The sequence below is a fragment of the Frankia sp. RB5 genome (genome assembly GCF_059816245.1).
In genome coordinates this window covers 1-23,878 of the sequence record NZ_JCBATA010000084.1, presented here as the reverse complement: position 1 = coordinate 23,878, position 23,878 = coordinate 1, and the positions used below count along the sequence as shown (strand labels likewise).

General features: G+C 74.2%; 21 protein-coding genes and 1 riboswitch. All 21 genes read left to right on the top strand.

Going from position 1 to position 23,878, the window contains the following annotated elements; all coding sequences use genetic code 11:
- The first annotated feature begins 5 nt into the window (after positions 1 to 5).
- The 21 genes from carA to AC6EXY_RS29865 all read left to right on the top strand — a co-directional run bounded on the left by carA (position 6) and on the right by AC6EXY_RS29865 (position 23,683).
- On the top strand, positions 6 to 1,136 hold the full coding sequence (gene carA, locus AC6EXY_RS29965) for a glutamine-hydrolyzing carbamoyl-phosphate synthase small subunit (protein WP_101831921.1): 1,131 nt from the start codon (positions 6 to 8) through the stop codon (positions 1,134 to 1,136).
- Positions 1,136 to 4,471 carry a carbamoyl-phosphate synthase large subunit gene (gene carB / locus AC6EXY_RS29960; RefSeq protein WP_499818622.1) on the top strand — a complete coding sequence of 1,112 codons (3,336 nt, stop codon included), beginning with the start codon at positions 1,136 to 1,138 and terminating at the stop codon, positions 4,469 to 4,471. Before carA ends, carB begins: the two co-directional genes overlap by 1 nt.
- The gene (gene pyrF / locus AC6EXY_RS29955) at positions 4,468 to 5,214 is read left to right on the top strand and encodes an orotidine-5'-phosphate decarboxylase (protein WP_101831920.1); all 747 of its coding nucleotides are present in this window, start codon (positions 4,468 to 4,470) and stop codon (positions 5,212 to 5,214) included. The genes carB and pyrF overlap by 4 nt, the downstream gene beginning before the upstream one ends.
- Before the next feature lie 231 nt (positions 5,215 to 5,445).
- Complete coding sequence (mihF, locus tag AC6EXY_RS29950) at positions 5,446 to 5,763, top strand: integration host factor, actinobacterial type (protein ID WP_101834505.1); 318 nt, start codon at positions 5,446 to 5,448, stop codon at positions 5,761 to 5,763.
- A 246-nt stretch (positions 5,764 to 6,009) separates the two neighbouring features.
- A complete protein-coding gene (gene gmk, locus AC6EXY_RS29945) occupies positions 6,010 to 6,552 on the top strand; it encodes a guanylate kinase (protein WP_101834507.1) in 543 nt (180 codons plus the stop codon).
- A gap of 49 nt (positions 6,553 to 6,601) precedes the next feature.
- A complete protein-coding gene (gene rpoZ, locus AC6EXY_RS29940) occupies positions 6,602 to 6,886 on the top strand; it encodes a DNA-directed RNA polymerase subunit omega (RefSeq protein WP_101834508.1) in 285 nt (94 codons plus the stop codon).
- An 8-nt stretch (positions 6,887 to 6,894) separates the two neighbouring features.
- Complete coding sequence (gene coaBC, locus AC6EXY_RS29935) at positions 6,895 to 8,166, top strand: bifunctional phosphopantothenoylcysteine decarboxylase/phosphopantothenate--cysteine ligase CoaBC (RefSeq protein ID WP_101834510.1); 1,272 nt, start codon at positions 6,895 to 6,897, stop codon at positions 8,164 to 8,166.
- Positions 8,167 to 8,207: 41 nt separating this feature from the next.
- A complete protein-coding gene (gene metK, locus AC6EXY_RS29930) occupies positions 8,208 to 9,401 on the top strand; it encodes a methionine adenosyltransferase (protein ID WP_101834512.1) in 1,194 nt (397 codons plus the stop codon).
- A gap of 102 nt (positions 9,402 to 9,503) precedes the next feature.
- Entirely contained in the window at positions 9,504 to 11,516 is a 2,013-nt protein-coding gene (locus AC6EXY_RS29925) for a primosomal protein N' (RefSeq protein WP_243407997.1), read from the top strand.
- Between the two features lie 171 nt (positions 11,517 to 11,687).
- The gene (gene fmt / locus AC6EXY_RS29920; RefSeq protein ID WP_101834514.1) at positions 11,688 to 12,632 is read left to right on the top strand and encodes a methionyl-tRNA formyltransferase; all 945 of its coding nucleotides are present in this window, start codon (positions 11,688 to 11,690) and stop codon (positions 12,630 to 12,632) included.
- A complete protein-coding gene (locus AC6EXY_RS29915; protein ID WP_101834516.1) occupies positions 12,629 to 14,065 on the top strand; it encodes an RsmB/NOP family class I SAM-dependent RNA methyltransferase in 1,437 nt (478 codons plus the stop codon). The genes fmt and AC6EXY_RS29915 overlap by 4 nt, the downstream gene beginning before the upstream one ends.
- 32 nt (positions 14,066 to 14,097) lie before the next feature.
- A complete protein-coding gene (gene rpe, locus AC6EXY_RS29910; RefSeq protein WP_101834518.1) occupies positions 14,098 to 14,784 on the top strand; it encodes a ribulose-phosphate 3-epimerase in 687 nt (228 codons plus the stop codon).
- A gap of 92 nt (positions 14,785 to 14,876) precedes the next feature.
- Positions 14,877 to 15,006, top strand: a riboswitch (FMN riboswitch).
- A 135-nt stretch (positions 15,007 to 15,141) separates the two neighbouring features.
- Positions 15,142 to 15,846, top strand: a complete 705-nt coding sequence (locus AC6EXY_RS29905) for a riboflavin synthase (RefSeq protein WP_101834520.1) — start codon at positions 15,142 to 15,144, stop codon at positions 15,844 to 15,846.
- Positions 15,843 to 17,216: a bifunctional 3,4-dihydroxy-2-butanone-4-phosphate synthase/GTP cyclohydrolase II gene (locus tag AC6EXY_RS29900; protein ID WP_101834522.1), complete on the top strand. Its 1,374-nt coding sequence runs from the start codon at positions 15,843 to 15,845 to the stop codon at positions 17,214 to 17,216. Before AC6EXY_RS29905 ends, AC6EXY_RS29900 begins: the two co-directional genes overlap by 4 nt.
- Positions 17,213 to 17,695 (top strand): 6,7-dimethyl-8-ribityllumazine synthase, encoded by a 483-nt coding sequence (gene ribH / locus AC6EXY_RS29895; protein WP_101834547.1) that lies wholly within the window; start codon positions 17,213 to 17,215, stop codon positions 17,693 to 17,695. Before AC6EXY_RS29900 ends, ribH begins: the two co-directional genes overlap by 4 nt.
- 344 nt (positions 17,696 to 18,039) lie before the next feature.
- Positions 18,040 to 20,256 (top strand): MinD/ParA family ATP-binding protein, encoded by a 2,217-nt coding sequence (locus tag AC6EXY_RS29890; RefSeq protein ID WP_499818623.1) that lies wholly within the window; start codon positions 18,040 to 18,042, stop codon positions 20,254 to 20,256.
- A 39-nt stretch (positions 20,257 to 20,295) separates the two neighbouring features.
- Positions 20,296 to 21,087: an SseB family protein gene (locus AC6EXY_RS29885; protein WP_101834525.1), complete on the top strand. Its 792-nt coding sequence runs from the start codon at positions 20,296 to 20,298 to the stop codon at positions 21,085 to 21,087.
- A 380-nt stretch (positions 21,088 to 21,467) separates the two neighbouring features.
- Positions 21,468 to 22,055 carry a translation initiation factor IF-3 gene (gene infC, locus AC6EXY_RS29880; RefSeq protein ID WP_101834548.1) on the top strand — a complete coding sequence of 196 codons (588 nt, stop codon included), beginning with the start codon at positions 21,468 to 21,470 and terminating at the stop codon, positions 22,053 to 22,055.
- 102 nt (positions 22,056 to 22,157) lie between these two features.
- On the top strand, positions 22,158 to 22,352 hold the full coding sequence (gene rpmI / locus AC6EXY_RS29875; RefSeq protein ID WP_101834527.1) for a 50S ribosomal protein L35: 195 nt from the start codon (positions 22,158 to 22,160) through the stop codon (positions 22,350 to 22,352).
- A gap of 42 nt (positions 22,353 to 22,394) precedes the next feature.
- Complete coding sequence (gene rplT, locus AC6EXY_RS29870) at positions 22,395 to 22,790, top strand: 50S ribosomal protein L20 (RefSeq protein WP_101834528.1); 396 nt, start codon at positions 22,395 to 22,397, stop codon at positions 22,788 to 22,790.
- A 41-nt stretch (positions 22,791 to 22,831) separates the two neighbouring features.
- A complete protein-coding gene (locus AC6EXY_RS29865; RefSeq protein ID WP_101834530.1) occupies positions 22,832 to 23,683 on the top strand; it encodes a TrmH family RNA methyltransferase in 852 nt (283 codons plus the stop codon).
- The last annotated feature ends 195 nt before the right edge of the window (positions 23,684 to 23,878 follow it).

The following is a 23,878-nucleotide window of genomic DNA, read 5'->3' as shown; positions in this document are numbered from 1 at the left end:
TGCTCATGCTCGAGGACGGCCGCAGCTTCACCGGCGAGGCGTACGGCGCGCTCGGCGAGACGTTCGGCGAGGCCGTGTTCTCCACCGGCATGACCGGCTACCAGGAGACGATCTCCGACCCGTCGTTCCACGGCCAGATCGTCATCATGACCGCGCCGCACATCGGCAACACCGGCGTCAACGACGAGGACTACGAGTCCGAGCGGATCCAGGTCGCCGGGTTCGTGGTGCGCGACCCGGCGCGCCGGCCGTCGAACTGGCGCTCGCGCGGGCGCCTCGACGACGAGCTCGCCGCCGCCGGGATCGTCGGCATCAGCGGCATCGACACCCGGGCGCTGACCCGACACCTGCGCGAGCGCGGCGCGATGCGCTGCGGCATCAGCAGTGTGCTGGGTGAGGAGGAGCCCGCTGGGCTGCTGGAGCGGGTGCGCAGGTCGCCGGAGATGGTGGGCGCGGACCTCGCGCCGCTGGTCTCGACGACGGAGCCGTACGTGGTGCCCGCGGCCGGGGACGCGGCGCTGTTCACCGTCGCCGCGCTGGACCTCGGCATCAAGCGGGCCACCCCGGCGGCGCTGGCCGCGCTCGGCTGCGAGGTGCGGGTGCTGCCGGCCCGCACCACCGGCGAGGAACTGCTGGCGCTGAACCCGGACGGGGTGTTCCTGTCCAACGGGCCGGGCGACCCGGCGACCGCCGACTACGCCGTCGACGCGCTGCGCACGGTGCTGCGCGCGGGCGTGCCGGTGTTCGGGATCTGCTTCGGCCACCAGGTGCTGGCCCGGGCGCTGGGCTTCGACACCTACAAGCTGACCTACGGCCATCGCGGGGTGAACCAGCCGGTCGGCGACGTTGCCACCGGCCGTATCGCGGTCACCAGCCAGAACCACGGCTTCGCCGTGCGGGTGCCCCGTGACGGGGCCGCGGACACCGAGTTCGGCCGGGTCGTGGCCAGCCACATCGGCCTCAACGACGACGTCGTCGAGGGACTGGAGTGCCTGGACGTGCCGGCCTTCAGCGTGCAGTTCCATCCGGAGGCGGCGCCGGGGCCGCACGACGCGGCGCCGCTGTTCGAGCGGTTCCGCGACCTGATGGCCGACACCCGCCGCGCCCGCGCCGCGGCCAGCGGAGGGGAGTCCTGATGCCGCGGCGCGACGACCTCGCCAGCGTCCTGGTGATCGGCTCCGGGCCGATCGTCATCGGGCAGGCGTGCGAGTTCGACTACTCCGGCACCCAGGCGTGCCGGGTCCTGCGGGCCGAGGGTCTGCGGGTCATCCTGGTCAACAGCAACCCGGCCACGATCATGACAGACCCGGAGCTGGCCGACGCGACCTACATCGAGCCGATCACCCCGGAGATCGTGACGAAGATCATCGACCGGGAGCGCCCGGACGCGATCCTCGCCACCATGGGCGGCCAGACGGCGCTGAACACCGCCGTCGCCCTGCACGACGCCGGCGTGCTGGAGCGCTTCGGGGTGCGGCTGATCGGCGCGAACATCGACGCGATCCGGGCCGGTGAGGACCGCCAGGCGTTCAAGGACGTCGTCGCCTCGGTCGGCGGCGAGACCGCGCGCAGCGCCATCTGCCACACCGTCGAGGAGTGTCTGGCCGCGGGGGACGAGTTCTCCTACCCGGTGGTCGTGCGGCCGAGCTTCACCCTCGGCGGCGCGGGCAGCGGCTTCGCCCACGACGTCGCCGAGCTCACCCGGATGGCCGCCGACGGGCTGTCGGCGAGCCCGTCCACCGAGGTGCTCGTCGAGGAGTCGGTACTCGGCTGGAAGGAGTTCGAGCTGGAGCTGATGCGCGACCGCGCCGACAACGTGGTCGTCGTCTGCTCCATCGAGAACGTCGACCCGATGGGCGTGCACACCGGTGACTCGATCACCGTCGCCCCGGCGATGACGCTGACCGACCGTGAGTACCAGCGGATGCGGGACATGTCGATCGCGGTGATGCGGGCGGTCGGCGTCGACGCCGGAGGCTGCAACATCCAGTTCGCCGTGAACCCGGCGACGGGCCGTCAGATCGTCATCGAGATGAACCCGCGGGTCTCGCGCTCGTCGGCGCTGGCGTCGAAGGCCACCGGCTTCCCGATCGCCAAGATCTCGGCGAAGCTGGCGCTTGGCTACACCCTCGACGAGATCCCCAACGACATCACCCGCACCACGCCCGCCGCCTTCGAGCCGACGCTCGACTACGTCGTGGTGAAGGTGCCGCGGTTCGCGTTCGAGAAGTTCCCCGGCGCCGACCCGACGCTCACGACGACGATGAAGTCGGTCGGCGAGGCGATGGGGGTGGGGCGCAGCTTCGCCGAGGCGCTGCAGAAGGCGCTGCGCTCGATGGAGTCCGCGGGCTCGGTGTTCGGCTTCACCGCGCCGGACGAGGACGCGGCCACACTGCTGGAGTCGGCGCGGGTGCCGCACGACGGGCGGTTGCGGCTCGTCCAGCAGGCGCTGCTCGCCGGCGCCGAGCCGGACGAGGTCAGCCGGGTCACCGGCATCGACCCGTGGTTCGTCGACCAGCTCGTCTACCTCAACGAGATCGCGGCCACGGTGAGCCGCGACCCGGACGGCATCCGCCGGGCCAAGCGCGCCGGCTTCTCCGACGCGCAGCTCGCCGAGATCCTCGAAACCAAGGAGGACGTCGTCCGGGCGTTCCGGCACCGCGCCGGCATCCGCCCGGTGTTCAAGACCGTCGACACCTGTGCCGCCGAGTTCGCCTCCGAGACGCCCTACCACTACTCGGCCTACGACGAGGAGTCCGAGGTCGCGCCCAGCGGGCGGCAGCGGGTGATCGTGCTCGGCTCCGGGCCGAACCGCATCGGCCAGGGCATCGAGTTCGACTACGCCTGCTGCCACGCGGTGATGGCGCTGTCCGACGCCGGGTTCGAGACCGTCATGGTCAACTGCAACCCGGAGACGGTGTCCACCGACTACGACACCGCCGACCGGCTCTACGTCGAGCCGCTGACGGTCGAGGACGTGCTCGAGGTCGTGCACGCCGAGTCCGAGGCCGGGCCGCTCGCCGGGGTGATCGTGCAGCTCGGTGGGCAGACGCCGCTGGGGATCGCCGCGGCGCTGGCCGACGCCGGCGTGCCGATCGTCGGCACCCCGCCCTCGGCGATCCATCTCGCCGAGGACCGCGGCCTGTTCGGCCGGGTGCTCGCCGCCGCCGACCTGCCCTCCCCGCCGCACGGGGTGGCTACGTCGTTCGCCGAGGCGCGCACGGTCGCGGAGCGGGTCGGCTATCCGGTGCTGGTACGCCCGTCCTACGTGCTCGGCGGACGCGGCATGGAGATCGTCTACGACGACGGCATGCTGCGCGACTACATCGAGCGGGCCACCGCCATCTCGCCGGAGCACCCGGTGCTCGTCGACCGGTTCCTCGACGACGCCGTCGAGATCGACGTCGACGCCCTCTACGACGGCGAGACGCTCTACCTCGCCGGGGTGATGGAGCACATCGAGGAGGCCGGGGTGCACTCGGGCGATTCGGCCTGCGCGCTGCCGCCGATCACGCTCGGTCGCTCGGAGCTCGAGCGGATCCGGGTGTCCACCGAGGCGATCGCGCGCGGGGTCGGCGTGCGGGGGCTGCTCAACGTGCAGTACGCGCTGCAGTCCGACGTGCTGTACGTGCTGGAGGCCAACCCACGGGCGTCGCGGACGGTGCCGTTCGTGTCGAAGGCGACGACCGTGCCGCTGGCGAAGGCCGCCGCCCGGGTGATGCTCGGGGCGACCATCGGCGAGCTGCGCGTCGAGGGGCTGCTGCCGGCCGTCGGGGACGGCGCCAGCCTGCCGCTGGACTCGCACATCGCGGTCAAGGAGGCGGTGCTGCCGTTCGGCCGGTTCCGGGACGCGGGCGGGCGCGGGGTCGACACCGTCCTCGGCCCGGAGATGAAGTCCACCGGCGAGGTGATGGGCATCGACGACGGCTTCGGCACCGCCTACGCCAAGTCGCAGGCCGCCGCGTACGCCTCGCTGCCCACCTACGGCCGGGTGTTCGTGTCGGTGGCGAACCGGGACAAGCGGGCGATGATCTTCCCGATCAAGCGGCTCGCCGACCTCGGGTTCGTCGTCTACGCCACCGAGGGGACCGCCGAGGTGCTGCGGCGCAACGGGGTCAAGGCCGTCGTCCTCGGCAAGCACCGCTCGCCCACCGAGGGGCTGCTCGACTGTGTGGAGATGATCACCTCCGGGCAGATCGACCTGGTCATCAACACGCCGTGGGGGGTCGGGCCGCGGCTGGACGGCTACGAGATCCGCACCGCCTGCGTGGCCGCCGGGGTGCCGTGCATCACCACCATCCAGGGCGCGGCCGCCTGCGTGCAGGGGATCGAGGCGCTGGTGCGCGGCGAGCTCGGGGTCCGGCCGCTGCAGGAGTACCACACTGCCCTGCGTGAGGCGTGGGACGACGGCGGTGGGCTCGCCGCGCCGTCCGCGCCGGCCGCCGAAGTGCCGGCGGAGCCGGTCCGGTGAGCGGCGCGGCACGCTACCTGCCACCCGCCGGTCGGGCGCCGCTGGCGGTCGCGCTGGACGCGCCGGACGGGGCGACGGCGCTGCGCTGGGCCGCGGCGGTGGCGCCGTCGGCGGCGGTGCTCAAGATCGGGCTGGAGCTGTTCTACCGGGCGGGCCCGGGGATCGTGGCGGACCTGCGGGAGGCGGGCCTGCTCGACGATCTGGACCTGTTCCTCGATCTGAAGCTGCATGACATTCCGGCAACGGTCGCCGGTGGCATGCGGTCGGTCGCCACGTTGCTTCCTCGCTTCGTCACGGTCCACGCGTCCGGGGGGGCGGCGATGATACGTGCGGCGATCGAGGCCGCCCCCGACGTCGAGGTGGCCGTTGTGACCGTCCTCACCTCGCTGGACGCCGCCGCGCTGGCGGCCGTCGGGCTCGCCGGGCCGCCGGACGACGCCGTGCGGCGCCTCGCGGTGCTCGCCGTCGAGGCCGGCGCGCGGACCCTTGTGTGCAGCCCGCGGGAGGTACGAATGGTCCGTTCGGAGCTCGGTGGCAACGTGACTCTCATCACGCCGGGTGTGCGTCCGGTGGGTGCGGAGGCCGCCGATCAGGCCCGGATCGCGACCCCGGGCGAGGCCCTGGAAGCGGGTGCCGACCTGGTCGTGGTGGGCCGTCCGATCACCCGGGCCCCCGATCTGGGCATGGCCGCTCGGGCGGTCGCGGACAGTATTTCCGCAGGTAGGGGGCCTGATCCGGGCTGACGGCCGAGGTCGGGGCAGGGTGTGTTCGTCCTGGTGCGGTACGAAGCGGTACGGTGGGGCCGTCGTAGACCGAAAGGGTGCGGCACGAGCGGGCCACCCCTTTCGTCCCGTCAAAGCCTTCTCTTGTGCGGACAATATGTCCGCATCAGAGTGTTGTGGCCAAGGCTGGACTGAGGAACCACTTCCTCGCTAGTTTGCGCGGCGCGATCACCGAATTGAGGAGGCGTACCCGTGCCCCTGCCGCCCCTAACGCCCGAGGAGAGGGCCGCCGCCCTCGCGAAAGCCGCGCTGGCTCGTAAGCAGCGCGCAGAACTCAAGGAGCGGTTGAAGAAGGCGGAGACCACTCTGGCCGCCGTCCTGGAACAGGCCGAGGCCGATGAGGTCGTCGGCAAGATGAAGGTTTCGGCTGTTCTCGAGTCGCTTCCCGGGGTCGGGCGCGTGCGCGCCCAGAAGATCCGGGAACGACTCGGCATCAGCCCGACCCGCCGTCTGAGAGGGCTCGGCGCGAAGCAGCGCGCCGCGCTCCTCGAGGAGTTCGGCACCGCCTGATCCGGCGGAGTGGAATACCACTCCGAGTGCCGGATGAGGCGCTGGCGGGCCGCGGCGTCGCCGGGTGGGCGGGTTCACCCCGCCCGGTTCCGGTGAAGCCGCGGGACCTGACTCGTGGGCCGGGGGTCGGAATTCTTTACCGGCCCTCGATCCGAATGTCTATGGGAAACAAGTCCTATCCCGGGTACTCCGCGAGCGGAGGACCGGCCGCGCGGCGGCCGGGCCGGACGTCCTAGGGTGGGGCCCGTGGGCCTCACAGTGCTGTCCGGGCCGTCCGGAGTCGGGAAGGGAACGGTCGTCGCGGCCGTCCGTCGGCGTCACCCCGAGGTGTGGGTCTCGGTGAGCGCCACCACCCGTGCCCCCCGGCCCGGGGAGACGGACGGCGTCGAGTACCACTTCGTGGACGCCGAGGAGTTCGCCCGGATGGTCAAGACGGGCGAGTTCGTCGAACACGCCATGTTCGCCGGGCACGCCTACGGCACGCCGCGCCGGCCCCTGGCCGAGCGGCTCGCCGCGGGCGTGCCCTGCCTGTTGGAGATAGAACTGCTGGGTGCCCGGCAGGTGCGCTCGGCGATGCCGGACGCGCGGTTCGTGTTCCTCGCCCCGCCCACGTTCGACGAACTGGTGCGGCGGCTCACCGCTCGGGGAACCGAGCCGCCGGACGTCATCGCCCGGCGCCTCGACCGGGCCCGGATCGAGCTGGCGGCCGAGACGGAGTTCGACCACGTCGTCGTCAACGACGATGTGCCGTCCGCGGCCGACCGCTTGGTAGCATTGATGATCGACTAGCCTGGAGAGCAGGACCGGAAGAGCAGGACCGGAAGGACCCGAACGCATCGTGGCCGGAACCGTCGCACACCCTGAGGGCATCACCAACCCCCCCATCGACGAGCTGCTCGAGGCCACCGACTCGAAGTACAGCCTCGTGATCTACGCGGCCAAGAGGGCCCGGCAGATCAACGCCTACTACTCGCAGCTCGGCGAGGGTCTGCTGGAGTACGTCGGGCCGCTGGTCGAGACGACCAACGCCCAGGAGAAGCCGCTGTCGATCGCGCTGCGCGAGATCAACGCCGGCCTGCTCACCCACGAGACCGTCGTCGACGCCCTGCCGCCGGTCGCCTGAGCCTCGCCATGGCCGACGAGCCGGGCCGGCGCCCGCGGGTCGTGCTGGGTGTGGCCGGTGGCATCGCCGCCTACAAGGCGGTCGAGGTGCTGCGCCGCTTCACCGAGTCCGGCCACGAGGTGCGGGTCGTGCCCACGCCGAGCGCGCTGCGCTTCGTCGGCGAGACGACCTGGGCGGCGCTGTCCGGCAATCCGGTCACGACCGGGGTGTGGGACGACGCCGACGAGGTCGCGCACGTGCGCATCGGCCGGCAGGCGGACCTCGTTCTCGTCGTGCCGGCCACCGCGGACCTGATGGCCCGCGCCGCGGCCGGCCGCGCCGACGACCTGCTCACCGGCACGCTGCTGACGGCCACCTGCCCGGTGGTGTTCGCCCCGGCGATGCACACCGAGATGTGGCAGCATCCGGCGACCCGGGCCAACGTCGCCACCCTGCGGGAGCGGGGCGCCATCGTGCTCGACCCGGCCGTCGGCCGCCTCACCGGGGCCGACTCGGGACCGGGCCGGCTGCCCGAGCCCGCCGAGATCGCCGCGTTGGGCATGGCGGTGCTCGCCCGCGGCGCGCACGGCGTGCGTCCCGACCTCGCCGGCCGGCACGTGCTCGTCACCGCCGGCGGCACCCGGGAGTACGTCGACCCGGTCCGTTTCCTGGGCAACGCGTCCAGCGGGCGGCAGGGCTACGCGCTCGCCCGGGCCGCCGCGGCGCGCGGCGCGACCGTCACGGTGGTGGCGGCGAACGTGGCGCTGCCCGAGGTCGCGGGGGCGCGCACGATCGCGGTCACCTCCGCGGCGCAGCTGCGCGAGCGGGTGCACGAGGTCGCGCCGTCGGCCGACGTCATCGTGATGGCCGCCGCGGTCGCGGACTTCCGGCCGGCGGCGCCGTCGGCGCACAAGATTAAGAAAGAATCGGCGGCTCCCGACTCCATTGCGCTGGAGCGAAACCCTGACGTGTTGTCCGAGTTACTGGCGAACCGCCGGCCGGGACAGGTCCTGGTTGGTTTCGCGGCGGAGACCGGCGGGCCCGACGGGAGTGTTCTCGACCACGCCCGGGCGAAACTGGCCCGTAAGCCCGTCGATCTCCTCGTGGTCAACCAGGTCGGCGGGGGCCTCGGCTTCGAGGCGCCGGACAACGCCGCCGTCGTGCTGGGTGCCGCCGGCGGCGAGACGGTGATCGAGCGGACGAGCAAGGATCTCGTCGCGCACCGCATTCTCGATCTCGTCGGTGGCATCGATCGATCGGATGCGGAGCCGGTGCAGGTACCTGCGCGAACTCCTCGGTAAGCTTCGTCGGAATCAACCGGATCTCCAGGGGGTAACACCAAGTGGCGACGCGCCTGTTCACGTCCGAGTCCGTCACCGAGGGGCATCCGGACAAGATCGCTGACCAGATCAGTGACTCGATCCTCGATGCGATGATCAAGGACGACCCGAAGAGCCGGGTCGCCGTCGAGACGCTCATCACCACCGGCCAGGTGCACGTCGCCGGTGAGGTCACCACCAAGACCTACGTCGACATCGCCTCGGTGGTGCGCGAGCGCATCCTGGAGATCGGGTACGACTCCTCCAAGAAGGGCTTCGACGGCGCGTCCTGCGGCGTGAGCGTGTCCATCGGCGCGCAGTCCGCGGACATCGCGCAGGGCGTCGACACCGCCCACGAGAACCGCGTCGAGGGCGCCGAGGACGAACTGGACCGGCAGGGCGCCGGCGACCAGGGTCTGATGTTCGGCTTCGCCTGCGACCAGACCCCCGAGCTCATGCCGTTGCCGATCGCGCTGGCGCACCGCCTCGCCCGGCGGCTGTCCGAGGTCCGCAAGGACGGCCAGGTCGGCTACCTGCGCCCGGACGGCAAGACCCAGGTCACCATCGAGTACGTCGACGGCAAGCCGGTGCGCCTCGACACGGTCGTCGTCTCCACCCAGCACGCGGCCGACATCGACCTCGACACGCTGCTCGCCCCCGACATCGCCGAGTACGTCGTCGAGCCCGAGCTCGCGCTGCTCGACATCTCCACCGAGGGCCGCCGCCTGCTGGTCAACCCGACCGGCCGCTTCGAGATCGGCGGCCCGATGGGCGACGCCGGCCTCACCGGCCGCAAGATCATCGTCGACACGTACGGCGGCTACGCCCGCCACGGCGGCGGCGCCTTCTCCGGCAAGGACCCGTCCAAGGTCGACCGCTCCGCCGCCTACGCGATGCGCTGGGTCGCCAAGAACGTCGTCGCCGCCGGCCTCGCGAAGGCCTGCGAGGTCCAGGTCGCCTACGCCATCGGCAAGGCGCACCCGGTCGGCCTGTTCGTCGAGACCTTCGGCACCGGCACGGTCCCCGAGTCGCAGATCCAGGACGCCGTCACCCAGGTCTTCGACCTGCGCCCGGCCGCGATCATCCGCGACCTCGACCTGCTGCGCCCGGTCTACGCGCAGACCGCCGCCTACGGCCACTTCGGCCGCCCCGAGCTCGACTTCACCTGGGAGTCGACCTCGCGCGCCGAGGCGCTGCAGCGCGCCGTCAAGGGCTGACGCCGACACCCATCCCGCCCCGGAGCCGGGTCGGTCCACCGAGGACCGGCCCGGCTCCGCGCGTTGCCGATCATGTCAGAGGTGCCTGGTAGTAATGCGGTCATGACCGAGCAGGCCGCGACGCTGCCGATCGCCCGGGTCGCGATCGACAGTCCGCTGACCCACCTCGATCGGCTCTTCGACTACCTCGTGCCGGCGGACCTGGCCGATGCGGCCGTGCCCGGCTCGCGGGTGCGGGTCCGCTTCGCCGGTCGTCTGGTCGACGGCTTCGTGCTGGAGCGGGCCGAGCGCTCGGATCATGACGGGCGGCTGGCGCCGCTGGAGCGGTCGGTCTCCGCCGAGCCGGTGCTGTCCCCGCAGATCGCCCGGCTGGCCCGCGCGGTCGCCGACCGCTACGGCGGCACCCTCGCCGACGTCCTGCGCCTGGCGGTGCCGCCCCGCCACGGCCGCACCGAGACGGCGGCGGTCGCGGCTGGGAAGGCGGCGGTCGCGGCTGCGAAGGCAGGGGGGGACAGCGGCGGGCAGCGCCCGCCGGGGGAGTGGGCGCGGTACCCGGCGGGGGCGTCGATGCTGGCAGCGCTCGCGGACGGGCGCTCGCCGCGGGCGGTGTGGTGGGCGCCGCCCGGGCCGGCCTGGCCGGAGATGATCGCTACCGCCGTGGCGGCGGCGGTGCGGTCCGGGCGGGGGGCGCTCGTCGTCGTGCCCGACCATCGCGACGTCGACCGGGTTGAGGTGATGCTGGTCGAGGCGGTCGGCCGGGCGGCCGTCGTCGCCCTGCGCGCAGGCCTCGGCCCGGCGGCGCGGTACCGGGCGTTCCTCACCGTGCTGCGAGGGCAGGCGCGGGTCGCGGTCGGCACCCGGGCGGCTGTCTTCGCGCCCGTCGCCGACCTCGGCCTCGTCGTCGTCTGGGACGAGGGCGACGAGCTGCACGCCGAGCCGCTCGCCCCCTACCCGCACACTCGCGACGTGGCCGTGCTGCGGGCCCGGCTGGAAGGCGCCGCCCTGCTCGTCGGCGGCTTCTGCCCGACCGCCGAGGCCGACGGCCTGGTGCGGGCCGGCTGGGCGCACCCGCTGGTCCTGCCCCGCGCCGAGGTGCGTGCGCTGGCCCCCCGGGTGGAGGCGACCGGCTCCGACGAGGAGTACGCCCGCGACCCGGCGGCCCGCGCGGCCCGGCTGCCGTCGCTGGCCGTGCGCACCGCCCGAACGTCCCTGGCCGACGGCGCGCCCGTGCTCATCCAGGTGCCGCGCCGGGGCTACCAGCCGTCGCTGGCCTGTGCGGACTGCCGCCGGCCCGCCCGCTGCCCGCACTGCCAGGGCCCGCTCGGCCGGCCCGCGAGCGTCGGTCCGCCGTCCTGCCGCTGGTGCGGGCGCCCGGCTGCGGCGTGGCACTGCCCGGCCTGCGAGGCGACGCGGCTGCGGGCCTCGGTGACGGGGGACCGGCGTACCGCCGAGGAGCTCGGCCGGGCGTTTCCCGACGTGCTGGTCCGCACGTCCGGCCGCGACGGCGTGCTCGCCACCGTCCCGGCGGAGCCCGCGCTGGTGATCTCCACGCCGGGCGCTGAGCCGGTTGCGGCCGGCGGCTACGGCGCGGTGCTGCTGCTCGACGGCTGGGCCCTGCTTGGCCGGCCCGACCTGCGCGCGGCCGAGACGGCGCTGCGCCGCTGGGCCGCCGCCGCGGCGCTCGCCCGCCCGGGTGGTCAGGGCGGGCGAGTGGTGGTGGCCGCCGACGCCGGCCTGCCTCCCGTGCAGGCCCTCATCCGCTGGGATCCGGCGACGTTCACCGCGCGCGAGGCCGACGAGCGCGCCGAGCTGGGCTTTCCGCCGGCGACCCGGATCGCCGCTGTCGACGGCACCCCCGCCGCCGTCACCGAGCTGCTCGACGCCGCCCGGCTGCCGGCGGGAGCCGAGGTGCTCGGCCCGGTGCCGCTGCCGCCGCCCAGCCGGTCCACCGGGGCCCCGGGCGGAGAGGGCGAGCTCGAGCGGCTGCTCGTGCGGGTGCCCCGGGACCAGGGCGGGGCGCTGGCCGCCGCGCTGCACGCCGCCCGCGGCGTCCTCGGCACCCGGCACAGCACCAGCGGGCTGCGCGTCCAGCTCGACCCGCAGGTCCTCGGCTGAGCCTGCGTCTGGCCCGGGTGTGACGCAGAGCCAGGAGTCCGGCGCCGTCCGGTGGGCCGCCCGCACAGCGGGCCGCGATACGGTCGGACGGCGGCCGACGCAGTGGTTGCCTTGGACTGTCCGCAGAGGGCTGCGACGCCGGTACGCGTCGCGGCGGATCGGTGTTCGTGTATGCGTCTTGTCTTCGCCGGCACGCCGGCGGTCGCCCTGCCCAGCCTGCGCGCGCTGCTGGACAGCGCACGCCACGACGTGGTCGCCGTGGTCACCCGGCCGGACCGGCCGGCCGGAAGGGGGCGGAAGATCACGCCGCCGCCGGTGCACCAGCTGGCCGACGAGGCGGGCATCCCCGTGCTCAGCCCGCAGCGGCCGCGCGACCCGGAGTTCCTCGCCGCCCTGGCGGAGCTGGCGCCCGACTGCTGCCCCGTGGTCGCCTACGGCGCGCTGCTCCCGCCGGAGGCGTTGGCGATCCCGCGGCACGGCTGGGTGAACCTGCACTTCTCGCTGCTGCCGGCCTACCGCGGTGCGGCGCCGGTGCAGCGCACGGTGCTCGCCGGCGACGACCTCACCGGCGCGAGCGTCTTCCAGATCGAGCCGGCGATGGACACAGGCCCCGTCTTCGGCGTCGTCACCGAGCACGTCCGGCCGACGGACACCTCCGGTGACCTGCTGGAGCGGCTGTCCATCTCCGGCGCGCGGCTGCTCGTCGCCGTCATGGACGGCCTCGCCGACGCCAGCGTGCAGGCGGTTCCGCAGCCGGCGGAGGGGGTGTCGTTCGCGCCGAAGCTCACAGTCGAGGACGTCCGGATCGACTGGGCGCAGCCCGCGCTGGCCGTGGACCGGCTCGTGCGCGCCGCGACCCCCGCGCCGGGAGCGTGGACGCTGTTCCGCGAGCGCCGTCTCAAGATCGGACCGGTCCGCGTCGGCGCGCCGGACGGAACGGCGGCGCTGCCGCCGGGGCGGCTGGCGGTGCTGGCCGGCGGGGAGATCGCCGTCGGAACCGGGGCGGGCGTGGTGCTGCTCGGCGAGGTGCGTCCCGAGGGGCGGGGGGCGATGGCCGCCGCCGACTGGGCCCGCGGCGCGCGCATCGGCGCCGACGACGTTCTGGCGGCGCCGTGAGCGCCCCCGGCGCGTCGGGTACCCGCGGCGCCCGCCCGCCGGCCCGGGTGGACCGCTCCCGGCTGCTGGCCTGGGAGGTGCTGCGCGCCGTCGACGAGCGCGGCGCCTACGCCAACCTGGTGCTGCCGCGCCTGCTCGCCGACAGCGGACTGACGTCGCGCGATCGCGCCTTCACCACCGAGCTCGCGTACGGGGCGCTGCGTGCGCAGGGCACTCTCGACGGCGTCCTCGACACGGCCACGAGCCGGCCCGTCCACGACATCGACCCGCCGGTCCGGGACGCCCTGCGCCTGGGTGCCTACCAGCTGCTGCGTACCCGGGTGCCGGCGCGCGCCGCCGTCGCGAGCACCGTCGACCTTGTCCGGGCGACCAGCGGCGAGCGGCCCGTCCGGTTCGCGAACGCGGTGCTGCGTCGGGTCGCCGCCCGCATCTCCGAGACCGGCGGCGACCTCGCCGTGCTGCTCGGCGCGCCCCGCTTCACCGCCGACCCGATCGGCCACCTCGCCGTCGTCACGACCCATCCGCGCTGGATCGTCGAGGCCGTCGCCGAGGCGATGGGCGACGATCTGGACCAGACCCGCGCGGCACTCGCCGCCGACGACGAGCGGCCGGCCGTCCACCTCGTCGCCCGCCCCGGCCGGGTGGAGCGCGACGACCTGCTCGCCGAGGCCGCCCGGGCCGGTCTCACCGCCCGGCCCGGCCGCTACTCGCCGTACGCGGCGCGGCTCGAGGGGGGCGATCCGGCCCGGCTGCCGTCCGTCGTCGAGGGTGCCGCCGCCGTGCAGGACGAGGGCAGCCAGCTCGTCGCCCTGGCCCTCGCCGCGACCCCCACAGTCGGGCCTGACCTCGGCCTGACCGTCGATCTGTGCGCCGGCCCCGGCGGCAAGGCGGCGCTGCTGGCCGGCCTGCTCACCGGCCCGGGTCCGGGCGGCGGGCGGCTGATAGCGCTCGAGCCGCGGATGGCTCGGGCGGCGCTGGTCGCCCGCTCGCTCGCCGGCGAGCGAGCGGCGTGGGTGGTGCGTGGCGACGGCCGGGCGGCGCCGCTGGCGCCGGGCAGCGCCGACCGGGTGCTCGTCGACGCGCCCTGCACCGGGCTCGGCGCGCTGCGGCGCCGGCCCGAGTCCCGCTGGCGGCGCACCCCGGGAGACCTGGCGGCGCTCACGCCGTTGCAGAGCGCGCTGCTCGTCGCCGCGCTGGACCTCGTCCGTCCCGGCGGGGTCGTGGCCTACGCCACCTGCTCGCCGCATCCGGCCGAGACGACCGAGGTGGTGCGGCAGGTCGCCGGCCAGCGGCCGGACGTTTCCCTCCTCGACGCCCGGCGCGCGCTGCCCGACGTCGACGAGGCCGGTCCCGGCCCGTTCGTCCAGCTCTGGCCGCATCGGCACGGTACCGACGCGATGTTCCTCGCACTGCTGCGCCGCGCTGGGGCCTGATGGCGGCGGCGAGCGGTCGATAGTCTCGCGCTGTGGCAACCGCACAGATTTATCCGAGCCTGCTCGCCGCCGACTTCGGGCGGATCGCCGACGCCGCCGCCGCGGTCGAGGGCCGGGCCGACTGGCTGCACGTCGACGTGATGGACTACCACTTCGTCCCGAACCTGGCGTTCTCGCCGGACACGGTGACGGCGCTGCGCGCGGCGACGCGGACCCCGCTCGACTGCCATCTCATGATCGCCGATCCGGACCGCTGGGCCGCCGGCTACGCCGAGCGGGGCGCGGCCAACGTCACCATCCACGCCGAGGCCGTCTCGGACCTGCCGCGCACCACCGACGCGATCCGGGCGGCCGGCGCCCGCACCGGGCTCGCGGTCAAGCCGAACACCCCGGTCGAGCACTACCTCGACGACCTGCACCGGTTCGACCTGCTGCTGCTCATGACGATCGAGCCCGGGTTCGGCGGCCAGGCGTTCATGACCGAGGTGCTGCCGAAGATCGAGGCGGCCCGCCGGCTGCTCGACGCGCGCGGCCTCGACCTGTGGCTGCAGATCGACGGCGGGGTCAACGACCGCACGATCGAGCAGGCCGCGGCCGCCGGGGTGGACGTGTTCGTCGCGGGCACGGCGGTGTTCGGCGCGGCCGATCCCGGCGAGGCCGTCGAGAAGCTGCGTGCCCAGGCCCTGCACGCCAACCCGCGGCTCACTCCGCCGCGGTGATCCTGCCCGTCGCGATGATGACGTCGGTCACTGTCTGAGGGGCGGCGTCCGGCGGCTTCATATGTCAGACTTGGGTCGTAACAACCAGCAGCACGCGCGCTCCGGGGTCGGTGAAAGTCCGAACCGGCGGTGACAGTCCGCGACCCGCCCGCAGGTACTGGGGCGGTTGACCCGGTGGAACTCCGGGACCGACGGTGAAAGTCCGGATGGGAGGACGCGCGCGGGCCCAGGCGCTCGCGGTCGGCCGTGCCGTCCGGGGTGTGCGTCGGCGTGCGTCATCTTGCGCATGCTGGCAGGTCCCGCGTGGATTCCCTCGCGCTCGGGGAGCGGTGCCCGGGAGCGAGGGGCGCGGGTCGGATGTTCACCGGCATCGTTGAAGAGCTCGGCGTCGTCACCGAGGTGGACGCTCGGGCGGAGTCCGCGGCGGTCACCATCGCCTGTCGCAGCGTCCTGGCCGACGCGGCGCACGGAGCCTCCATAGCCGTGAACGGTGTCTGTCTCACCGTCACCAGCCTGCTGCGCGACGGCGTCGCCCTCGACGAGACCGCGAGCCGGGCCGGGCCGGCCGACGGCGCCACCTCCTTCACCGCGGACGTGATGCGGGAGACGCTGGTGCGCTCCGCCCTCGGCCGCCTCACCGCCGGCGACCCGGTGAACCTCGAGCGTCCGGTGCGCCTCGCCGACCGGCTCGGGGGCCATCTCGTCCAGGGGCACGTCGACGGCATCGGCACGGTCCTGGACCGCCACGCCTCCGAGCACTGGGAGATCGTCCGCATCGCGCTGCCCGCGGGGCTCGACCGCTACCTCGTCGAGAAGGGCTCGGTGACGGTCGACGGCGTCAGCCTCACCGTCGTCGAGGTCACCGCGGCCGTCGAAGGTACGCAGGCCGGCGGCGACCGGCCCGCGACGTTCACCGTCAGCCTGATCCCCACCACTCTCGACCTGACCACGCTCGGGCGCCGCGCTCCCGGCTCGCTGGTCAACATCGAGGTCGACGTGCTGGCCAAGTATGTCGAGAAGCTGCACGCCGGCACCACCGACCCGAACGGACTGCACCGATGACCTCCACCGCCGACGTGACCGCTTCCGACGTGACTCCTGCCGACGTGACGTTCGCCACCATCGAGGAGGCGCTCGCCGCCTTCGCCGCGGGCCGGCCGCTGGTCGTCGTCGACGACGCCGACCGGGAGAACGAGGGTGACCTGATCTTCGCGGCCGAGGCCGCCACCCCCGAGCTGGTCGCGTTCATGACCCGCTACACGTCGGGCGTCATCTGCGTCCCGATGGAGGCCGCGGACACCGACCGCCTCGAACTCGACCAGATGGTGCCGCGCAACACCGAGCGGATGGGCACGGCGTTCACCATCACCGTCGACGCCAGCACCGGCGTGACGACCGGCATCTCCGCCGCCGACCGGGCCCGCACCATCCGGCTGCTCGCCGACCCGGACACCGTCCCGTCGGACCTCGCCCGCCCGGGGCACATCTTCCCGCTGCGGGCCAAGGACGGCGGCGTGCTGCGCCGCCCCGGCCACACCGAGGCGGCCGTCGACCTGGCCCGCCTGTCCGGGCTGCGCCCCGCCGGCGCCATCTGCGAGATCGTCAACGACGACGGCACGATGGCCCGGCTGCCCGAGCTCGCCGCGTTCGCCCGCGAGCACGGCCTGCTGCTGATCTCCATCGCCGACCTCATCGCCTACCGGCGCCGGACCGAGAAGCAGGTCGTCCGGGTCGCCGAGGCGTCGATCCCGACCCGCTACGGCACCTTCCGCGCCGTCGGGTTCCGCAACATCCTCGACGGCATCGAGCACATCGCGCTGATCCGCGGCGAGCTCGGCGACGGGGAGGACGTGCTCGCCCGGGTGCACAGCGAGTGCCTCACCGGCGACGTGTTCGGCTCGCGGCGCTGCGACTGTGGCAACCAGCTCGACGCCGCCCTGCGCATGGTCGCCGCCGAGGGGCGCGGCGTCGTCCTCTACATGCGCGGGCACGAGGGCCGGGGCATCGGCCTCATGCACAAGCTGCGCGCCTACCAGCTGCAGGACGCCGGCCACGACACCGTCGACGCGAACCTCGCTCTCGGGCTGCCGGCCGACGCCCGCGACTACGGCACCGGCGCGCAGATCCTCGTCGACCTCGGGGTGCGCGGCATCCGGCTGCTCTCGAACAACCCGACCAAGCGGGCCGGGCTGGAGGGCTACGGGCTGCGCATCGTCGACCTGATCGCGATGCCGGTCGACCACACGCCGGAGAACCTGCGCTATCTGACGACCAAGCGTGACCGGATGGGCCATGTGCTGCCCGGCCTGCCACGCGCGGTCGGGGAGGACGAGTCGGCCGGCGGCCGGTGGTCGGCCGGCCCGTCGCGGGTCCCCGCCGCCGCGGGCTGCGCCGGCGGCGGCGGGGACCTCGCCGACGGGGAGACCCGGTGAGCGGCCACGGCGCGCCCAAGGAGGTGCTGCCGGCGGTCGCCGGGCTGCGGCTCGCGATCGTCGCGACCCGCTGGCACGCGGAGATCACCGACGCGCTGCTGGCCGGTGCGCTGCGGGCGGCCAGGGACGCGGGGCTGGCCGGCCTGCCGACCGTCGTGCGGGTCGCCGGTGCCGTCGAACTGCCCGTCGTCACCGCGGCACTCGCCGAGCGGCATGACGCGGTCGCCGCGCTCGGGGTCGTCATCCGCGGCGGCACCCCGCACTTCGACTACGTCTGCCAGTTCGTCACCGCCGGGCTCGCCCGGGTCACCCTCGACGCCCGGGTGCCCATCGGCTTCGGCGTCCTGACCTGTGACACCGTCGAACAGGCCCGGGACCGCGCCGGCCTGCCCGGCTCCAGCGAGGACAAGGGCAGGGAGGCGGCGCTGGCCGCCCTCGACACCGCGTCCGTGCTGCGCGAGCTCTCGCTCGCCAGCTGACCGACCCCGCTGCGTCATCGAACGGCCACCGCACCCCGCCGGGGCGGTGGCCGTCCGCACGTTGCGGTCACACAGACGGTGCGAGCCCGATCCGTCCACGTGACATGACCTCGGTATGGTGTTGCCATCACATGGCGATTCGGAGTGGATCGAGTGTGCCGATGGTGTGTTCGCTGCTCGCGGGCCTGTTTTCGACGTTCTGGATTCATCCCGGACGTCTTGCCGGGGCCGCGCTGAACGCGAGACTGTGATGTCACGCCGTAGCGGGTTCCTCGCGCTGCGGCGTCATCGGGTGGCGCCGGACGGGCGCGCGTCGGTTCGGGTGTGAGGGCGAGGTGGCACGAATGGCGGGTCATGGCAGCGGCCAGGACGACGACGACCTCTCGCTCGACGCGTCCGAGTCCGGGGTCGGGGTCGGCGAGGACGGTCTCGACGCGTCGGCCCGCGCCGGCTCCGGGGCCTCCGGCTCCGGCTCTGGTGGCGGTGACGCCCGCCCGATCTCCCTGCTCGGCCTGCGGCTGTCCGACACCCAGTCGCCCCGGGACGCGCTGGTCAGCCGGCGCTCCGCCCGCCCACGGCCCGCAGGCTCGCACCCGACCATGCCGCCGTCCACCGCGGCGCCGTCCACCCTGCCGCCGTCCACCGCGGCGCCGCGACCCGAGGCGACCCAGCCACCCGGCTCCGGCTCCGGCAGGGCCACCCCGACCCGCCCGCCACACGTGGTCGACGACGCCCCTTCGGCGGATGCGCCGCACTCGCCGGGGTCCACCTCTCTGCCGGCCGTTCCGTACTCATGGCTCAGCCCGCCGCGGCCTGGTGACGTCGATCACCACGCGACGCCGGCGGCGCCCGCCCGCGGCTGGACTCCCGACCTGTCCAGCGCGACCGGGGGCGGGCCGCACGGCCCGCTCGCCCTGCCGCCGGGAAGCCGGGACGCGTCGGCGCTGGCGCCCACGCCGGCCGATGCGATCCCGTTGTCGCCGCCAAGGGCGTCGGCCCACCTCGGCGGTCTGCTGCCGCCGCCCGCGGGTGCCGCGCCCGAGCCGGACGCGGGCGGCCTGGCGCTGCCACCCGGCGTCGCGCGGCAGTCGAACGTCCCGCCCCCGCCGCCGAGCGTGCCGCCACCCGGCGAGACCTGGGGCAGCATGACGGTGCTCGTGCCCGCGGCCGGCCTGCCCGGGCCGCCGGCGGCCCCCGGCCAGGAAGCTCCAGCGGAAACGCCATCGCTCGACGCGGTCTCGGCGGGGCCGCCCGAAACCGAACCGCCAATGCCCTATCCGGACCTCGCCGGTGGCCCCCGTGGCTGGCCGGCCCCGGCTCCGCTCCCGGCGCCGTTGCCGATGCCGCCACCGCCGCCGACGCGATCGTGGGACGCCGCGCACGCCGTCACCGAACCGGAACTGCCGCCGCTGCCGTTCCCGACCTCGTCCCCCTCCGCGTGGCCCCCGCCTTTCGCCGATCCGCCTTTCGCCGATCCGCCTTTCGCCGACCCGCCCGTCGCCGACCCGCCCGTCGCCGACCGGCCTGTCGCCGATCCGCCCAGCCCCGGCGCGGTTGTCGCGACCTGGGCGGAGCCGGTGAGCGACGCGCCCGAGCCGCGGACGGGCGGCGCGATTCCGGCCCGGCTGCGTGCCGTCCTCCCGGAGCGGCTCGCCGGTGGCCGTGGGCAGACGGGTGACGCCGCCGCCGCGGCCGGGGCGCAACCGGCGAACGCGACCTATGCGCGATCCCGGACCGGCGGCCGCCGGGTGCTGGTCGGCGGGTTCGGGGGCGGCGGTGGCCGGACCACCGTCGCCGCCGGTCTGGGCCTCGCGATGGCCGCGCACCACGGGCACCGGGTGGTCGCCGTCGACGCGTCGCCGGACCAGTGCGGGCTGCTCGCGCACCGCGTCGGCCTGGTACCGCCGGGCGTGGGCCTGCGGGAACTGGCGGGGGCCCGCCCGCCGGTCTCGTCGCTGCAGGACGTCCGTCGCTATCTGGCCTCCGACCGGTCCGGCGGGCTGGAGGTGCTCGCCGGCCTGCGCGATCTCGTCGGTCCCGGCCTGCTGCCCGAGGAGCTGGCCTGGGCGCTCGATCTGCTCGGCCACTGGTATCCGGTGGTCGTCGCCGACGCGCCGCCCGGCTGGAGCCAGCCGGTGCCCGCGACCCTGCTCGCCCGCGCCGACCAGCTGGTTCTCACCGTCCGTGCAAGCGAGACGGAGATCGCCGGCGCCGACGATGCCCTGACCGCCCTCGCCGCGGCCGGCCGCCCCGACCTCGCCGCCACCGTCATCGTCGCCGTGGTCGAGACCTACCCGTCCCGGCTCGGGCGCAGCGCCCGGATGCGTCTGGACCATCTGGAGGATCGGGCGTACATCACCGTCCCAGTGCCGTTCGACGCGGCGCTCGCTGACAGCAGGCCGATCAACTGGTTCCGCCTGCGCCGCCGGACCCGCTTCGCCTTCCAGCGGCTCGCCGGCGCCGTCGCCACCGCCCCACTGCCCGGCAGCCAACCGGCGATGGCCCTGGCCCGCCCCGCGCTGACCGCCGCCTGGTCCCCGGGCATCGCCGCCCACCCGTGACGCCGCCCACCCCTGCGGTCGCCCGATAGGCTGCGGTGAATGGCGCGCCATCTGCTGACTCCGGCCGGACAGGGCGACTCGGGCGGCGCGGACGACACACTTGCCCGGGTGCTCGCCGATGGTCATGCCGCCGGTCGGATGGACCCGGTCGCGCTCGGGGAGGCGCTGCGCCAGGCGCGGGTGTTCGTCGGCGTGGAAGCCCAGCCGACCTCCGTTGACGTCGCGACCGGCGCGGACAAGACCAGCGAGATGGCACTGATCACGCTGCGGACCGACGCGGGCGCCACCGCGCTGCCGATCTTCTCGAGTGTGGCGACACTCGCGGCCTGGCGTCCGGCAGCCCGTCCTGTCCCGGTCGCGGCACCGGATGCCTGGCAGGAGGCCACCCGCCTCGGCCTCGGCGCGCTCGTGATCGACGTCGCCGGTCCCTGTCCGGCCAGTCTGGATCTCGTGCCCGGCGGTGATGCCGAGGTCGGCGCACCGACGGCGGCGGACTTCGACGTCGCGGCGTTGCGCCGGCCCGGCCGGGACGACGGGCCGCTGGCACGGGCCGCGGTGCTCGCGGCGCTGCGGGCGGTCCCGGCCCGGGTCGAGGCGTGGCCGGCGGAACTGCCGGGGTGCGGGGAGGGGGATCCTCGGCCGGTGCTCGTGATCGCGGTCCACGGTGTGACGTCGGAGTCCGTCGCACGGCAGTTGTCCCGGTTGCTCGCTGGCGCGGAGGCCGTCGCGGTGCTCGCGGTGCGGCCGCAGGAGGCTCGGGCGGTGCGGCGGCGGCTGGGGCGGGGCGTGCGTGCGACACGGCGGCGAGGCTGGTCGCGGCCCGCGCCCTAGGCGGGGCGCGGCGGTGTGATCTTCCCGGCCGACCCCCGGCCTGGCACGTTGGGGCCGGGCCGCGAGCGGCGTGATCGTCGCGTGCGGCCGTCTGGTGCTACTCTTGGGCTCAGACCGAATGCCGGTCGGTTCCACCCATCCGAAGGTGCCGTCGTTTCGGCGGGCCCGGTAAGGGCACGGAGCCTGGCTGGCAGGACCAAGCGGGGGTTCGCCCTCCACCCGATGTCGCCGACGGCGCCGCCACCACGGGGAGCCGGAGAGCCGGGCCCGAGCACGGGCCTCGGCTGCGGGGGCCGGGTCGCCGGTCGGCCGAGCCGTTCCCACGGTTGTCGGCCGGGAGCCTGGTGATGCCAGGTTCGGTGCTCCGCTGCGGTGAGGTCATGCCCGCGCGTCGAGCAACGGAGGAACACATCAGCACAGAGTCCCGCATCAATGACCGGATCCGCGTCCCCGAGGTCCGCCTCGTCGGCGCGGAGGGCGAGCAGATCGGCATCGTCGCGATCGGTGAGGCCATGCGCATGGCGCAGGAGGCCGATCTCGACCTCGTGGAGGTCGCGCCGACCGCCCGTCCTCCGGTCTGCAAGCTGATGGACTTTGGAAAGTTCAAGTACGAGTCCGACCAGAAGCGTCGGGAAGCTCGGAAGAACCAGGTCCAGACCGTCATCAAGGAAATGAAGCTGCGGCCCAAGATCGACCCGCACGACTACGAGACCAAGAAGGGTCACGTCGTGCGGTTCCTGCGGGCCGGTGACAAGGTGAAGATCACCATCATGTTCCGTGGTCGGGAGCAGTCCCGGCCGGAGCTGGGGATCCGCCTGCTGCAGCGGCTGTCCGCTGACGTGGCCGACCTCGGCTACGTCGAGGCCCAGCCCAAGCAGGACGGCCGGAACATGACGATGGTGATGGCCCCGCACAAGGGCTCCAGCACCAAGCCGCAGCGTCTGCCGGAACCGGCTGGCCACGCCTAGAGCCGGCGCCCGGTGGAGTCCGCGCGCGGTGGGAGCATCCACCGCGGCGGACGTCGCCGCGCCCGTCGTTCGATCACCCACGTACACCGTCAGGATGTCGACATGCCCAAACAGAAGTCCCACAGCGGCGCGAACAAGCGCTTCTGGATCACAGGTTCCGGCAAGGTGATGCGGCGCCGTGCCAACCGCAACCACCTGCTCGAGCACAAGTCCAGCCGGCGCACCCGCCGGCTGGGTAACGAGGTGGCGCTGACGAAGGCCGACGAAGGTCGGATCAAGCGCCTTCTCGCCCGCTGAGCGCGCACCGCTGACCCACCAACGAAGGAGACAGGTGCCCTCATGGCACGCGTGAAGCGGGCGGTCAACGCCCAGAAGAAGCGCCGTACGGTCCTCGAGCAGGCCAGCGGCTACCGGGGCCAGCGCAGTCGGCTCTACCGCAAGGCCAAGGAGCAGATGCTCCACTCGATGACCTACTCCTACCGGGACCGCCGCGCGCGCAAGGGCGACTTCCGGCAGCTGTGGATCACCCGGATCAACGCCGCGGCGCGGGCCAACGGGATGACCTACAACCGCTTCGTGCAGGGCCTTCGGCTCTCCGGTGTCGAGGTGGACCGCAAGATCCTCGCCGACCTCGCGGTCAACGACGCCGCGGCCTTCACGGCGCTCGTCGAGGTCGCCCGGGCGGGCCTGGCGGCGGCTCCGGCGGCTTCGGTGGCGGAGCCGAGCGCGGCCTGAGCCCGCCGCGACGCCGATCCGTGTCCGCCGCTCGTCTCCCCATGGCCCCGGACCCGGGCGAAGGGGCCGTCGTCGGCGCGCGCTCGGCCCGGGTCGGTGCCGCGCGGCGGCTGCGGCGGCCCGCCGAGCGGCGGGAGCGGGGGCTCTTCCTCGTCGAGGGAGCGCAGGCGGTCGGCGCGGCCGTCGCAGCGGGCGCGGTGCTCGAGGTCTTCGCCGGGGTCGGCGCGGCGGCCCGGCACGGTGAGCTGCTCGCCGCCGCCGGGGCGCCGGTGCGTCTGGTGACCGACGAGGCCGCCGCAGCGCTGTCGGAGACCGTCACCCCGCAGGGTCTCGTGGCCGTCGCCGCCCTGCCGCACCACCGGCTCGCGGATCTGGTCGCCCCCCGCCTGGTGGCGGTGTGCGTGAGCGCGAACGATCCGGGCAACGCCGGCACGGTGATCCGCAGCGCGGACGCCGCTGGCGCGGACGCGGTGGTGTTCACCGGCGGCGGCGTCGACCCGTTCGGCGGCAAGTGTGTGCGTTCGTCCGCGGGCAGCCACTTCCACCTTCCGGTGATCGTCGAGCCCGATCTCGACGCGACGCTGGCGGGCCTGCGGGCACACGGGTGCCGCGTCGTGGCCACGGCGGGCACCGCCGAGCGTGACATCGAGCGTGCCGTGGCCGCCGGCGAGCTCGACGGTCCCACCGCGTGGCTGTTCGGCAACGAGGCCCACGGTCTCGACCCCACCGGACTGGCCGCCGCGGACGCGGCGCTTCGGGTACCGGTGTACGGTCAGGCCGAGTCCCTGAATCTTGCGGTTGCGTCCGCCCTGTGCCTGTACGCCTCGGCGCGGGCGCAGAGAACGGGTAGGTCCGGTACTGACGGCACCGGAGGAGGTGGTCGGCGGTGGTGAACACCGTCGCCTCGACATCCGAGCAGGTGGGCGGTCGCGCTGTCCTGTCCGTCACCGAGGATCCGGCATCAGACATCCCATGTTTTTGAATGTCAAGCGGCGACATCGAGTGTGACGTTTTGTGGCCAGGCGGTTGCCTCGCTGTAGGCGGTCTGGGTCTTGAGGCAGCCGTGGAGGATGCCGACGAGCCGGTTG

What these genes read in the sequence shown, in the direction of transcription:
- carA (WP_101831921.1), top strand. Translation starts at nt 6, where the DNA reads ATGCTCGAGGACGGCCGCAGCTTCACCGGCGAGGCGTACGGCGCGCTC.
- carB (WP_499818622.1), top strand. Translation starts at nt 1,136, where the DNA reads ATGCCGCGGCGCGACGACCTCGCCAGCGTCCTGGTGATCGGCTCCGGG.
- coaBC (WP_101834510.1), top strand. Translation starts at nt 6,895, where the DNA reads ATGGCCGACGAGCCGGGCCGGCGCCCGCGGGTCGTGCTGGGTGTGGCC.
- AC6EXY_RS29925 (WP_243407997.1), top strand. Translation starts at nt 9,504, where the DNA reads ATGACCGAGCAGGCCGCGACGCTGCCGATCGCCCGGGTCGCGATCGAC.
- fmt (WP_101834514.1), top strand. Translation starts at nt 11,688, where the DNA reads ATGCGTCTTGTCTTCGCCGGCACGCCGGCGGTCGCCCTGCCCAGCCTG.
- AC6EXY_RS29905 (WP_101834520.1), top strand. Translation starts at nt 15,142, where the DNA reads ATGTTCACCGGCATCGTTGAAGAGCTCGGCGTCGTCACCGAGGTGGAC.
- AC6EXY_RS29900 (WP_101834522.1), top strand. Translation starts at nt 15,843, where the DNA reads ATGACCTCCACCGCCGACGTGACCGCTTCCGACGTGACTCCTGCCGAC.
- AC6EXY_RS29890 (WP_499818623.1), top strand. Translation starts at nt 18,040, where the DNA reads ATGGCGGGTCATGGCAGCGGCCAGGACGACGACGACCTCTCGCTCGAC.
- AC6EXY_RS29885 (WP_101834525.1), top strand. Translation starts at nt 20,296, where the DNA reads ATGGCGCGCCATCTGCTGACTCCGGCCGGACAGGGCGACTCGGGCGGC.
- infC (WP_101834548.1), top strand. Translation starts at nt 21,468, where the DNA reads ATGCCCGCGCGTCGAGCAACGGAGGAACACATCAGCACAGAGTCCCGC.
- rpmI (WP_101834527.1), top strand. Translation starts at nt 22,158, where the DNA reads ATGCCCAAACAGAAGTCCCACAGCGGCGCGAACAAGCGCTTCTGGATC.
- rplT (WP_101834528.1), top strand. Translation starts at nt 22,395, where the DNA reads ATGGCACGCGTGAAGCGGGCGGTCAACGCCCAGAAGAAGCGCCGTACG.
- AC6EXY_RS29865 (WP_101834530.1), top strand. Translation starts at nt 22,832, where the DNA reads ATGGCCCCGGACCCGGGCGAAGGGGCCGTCGTCGGCGCGCGCTCGGCC.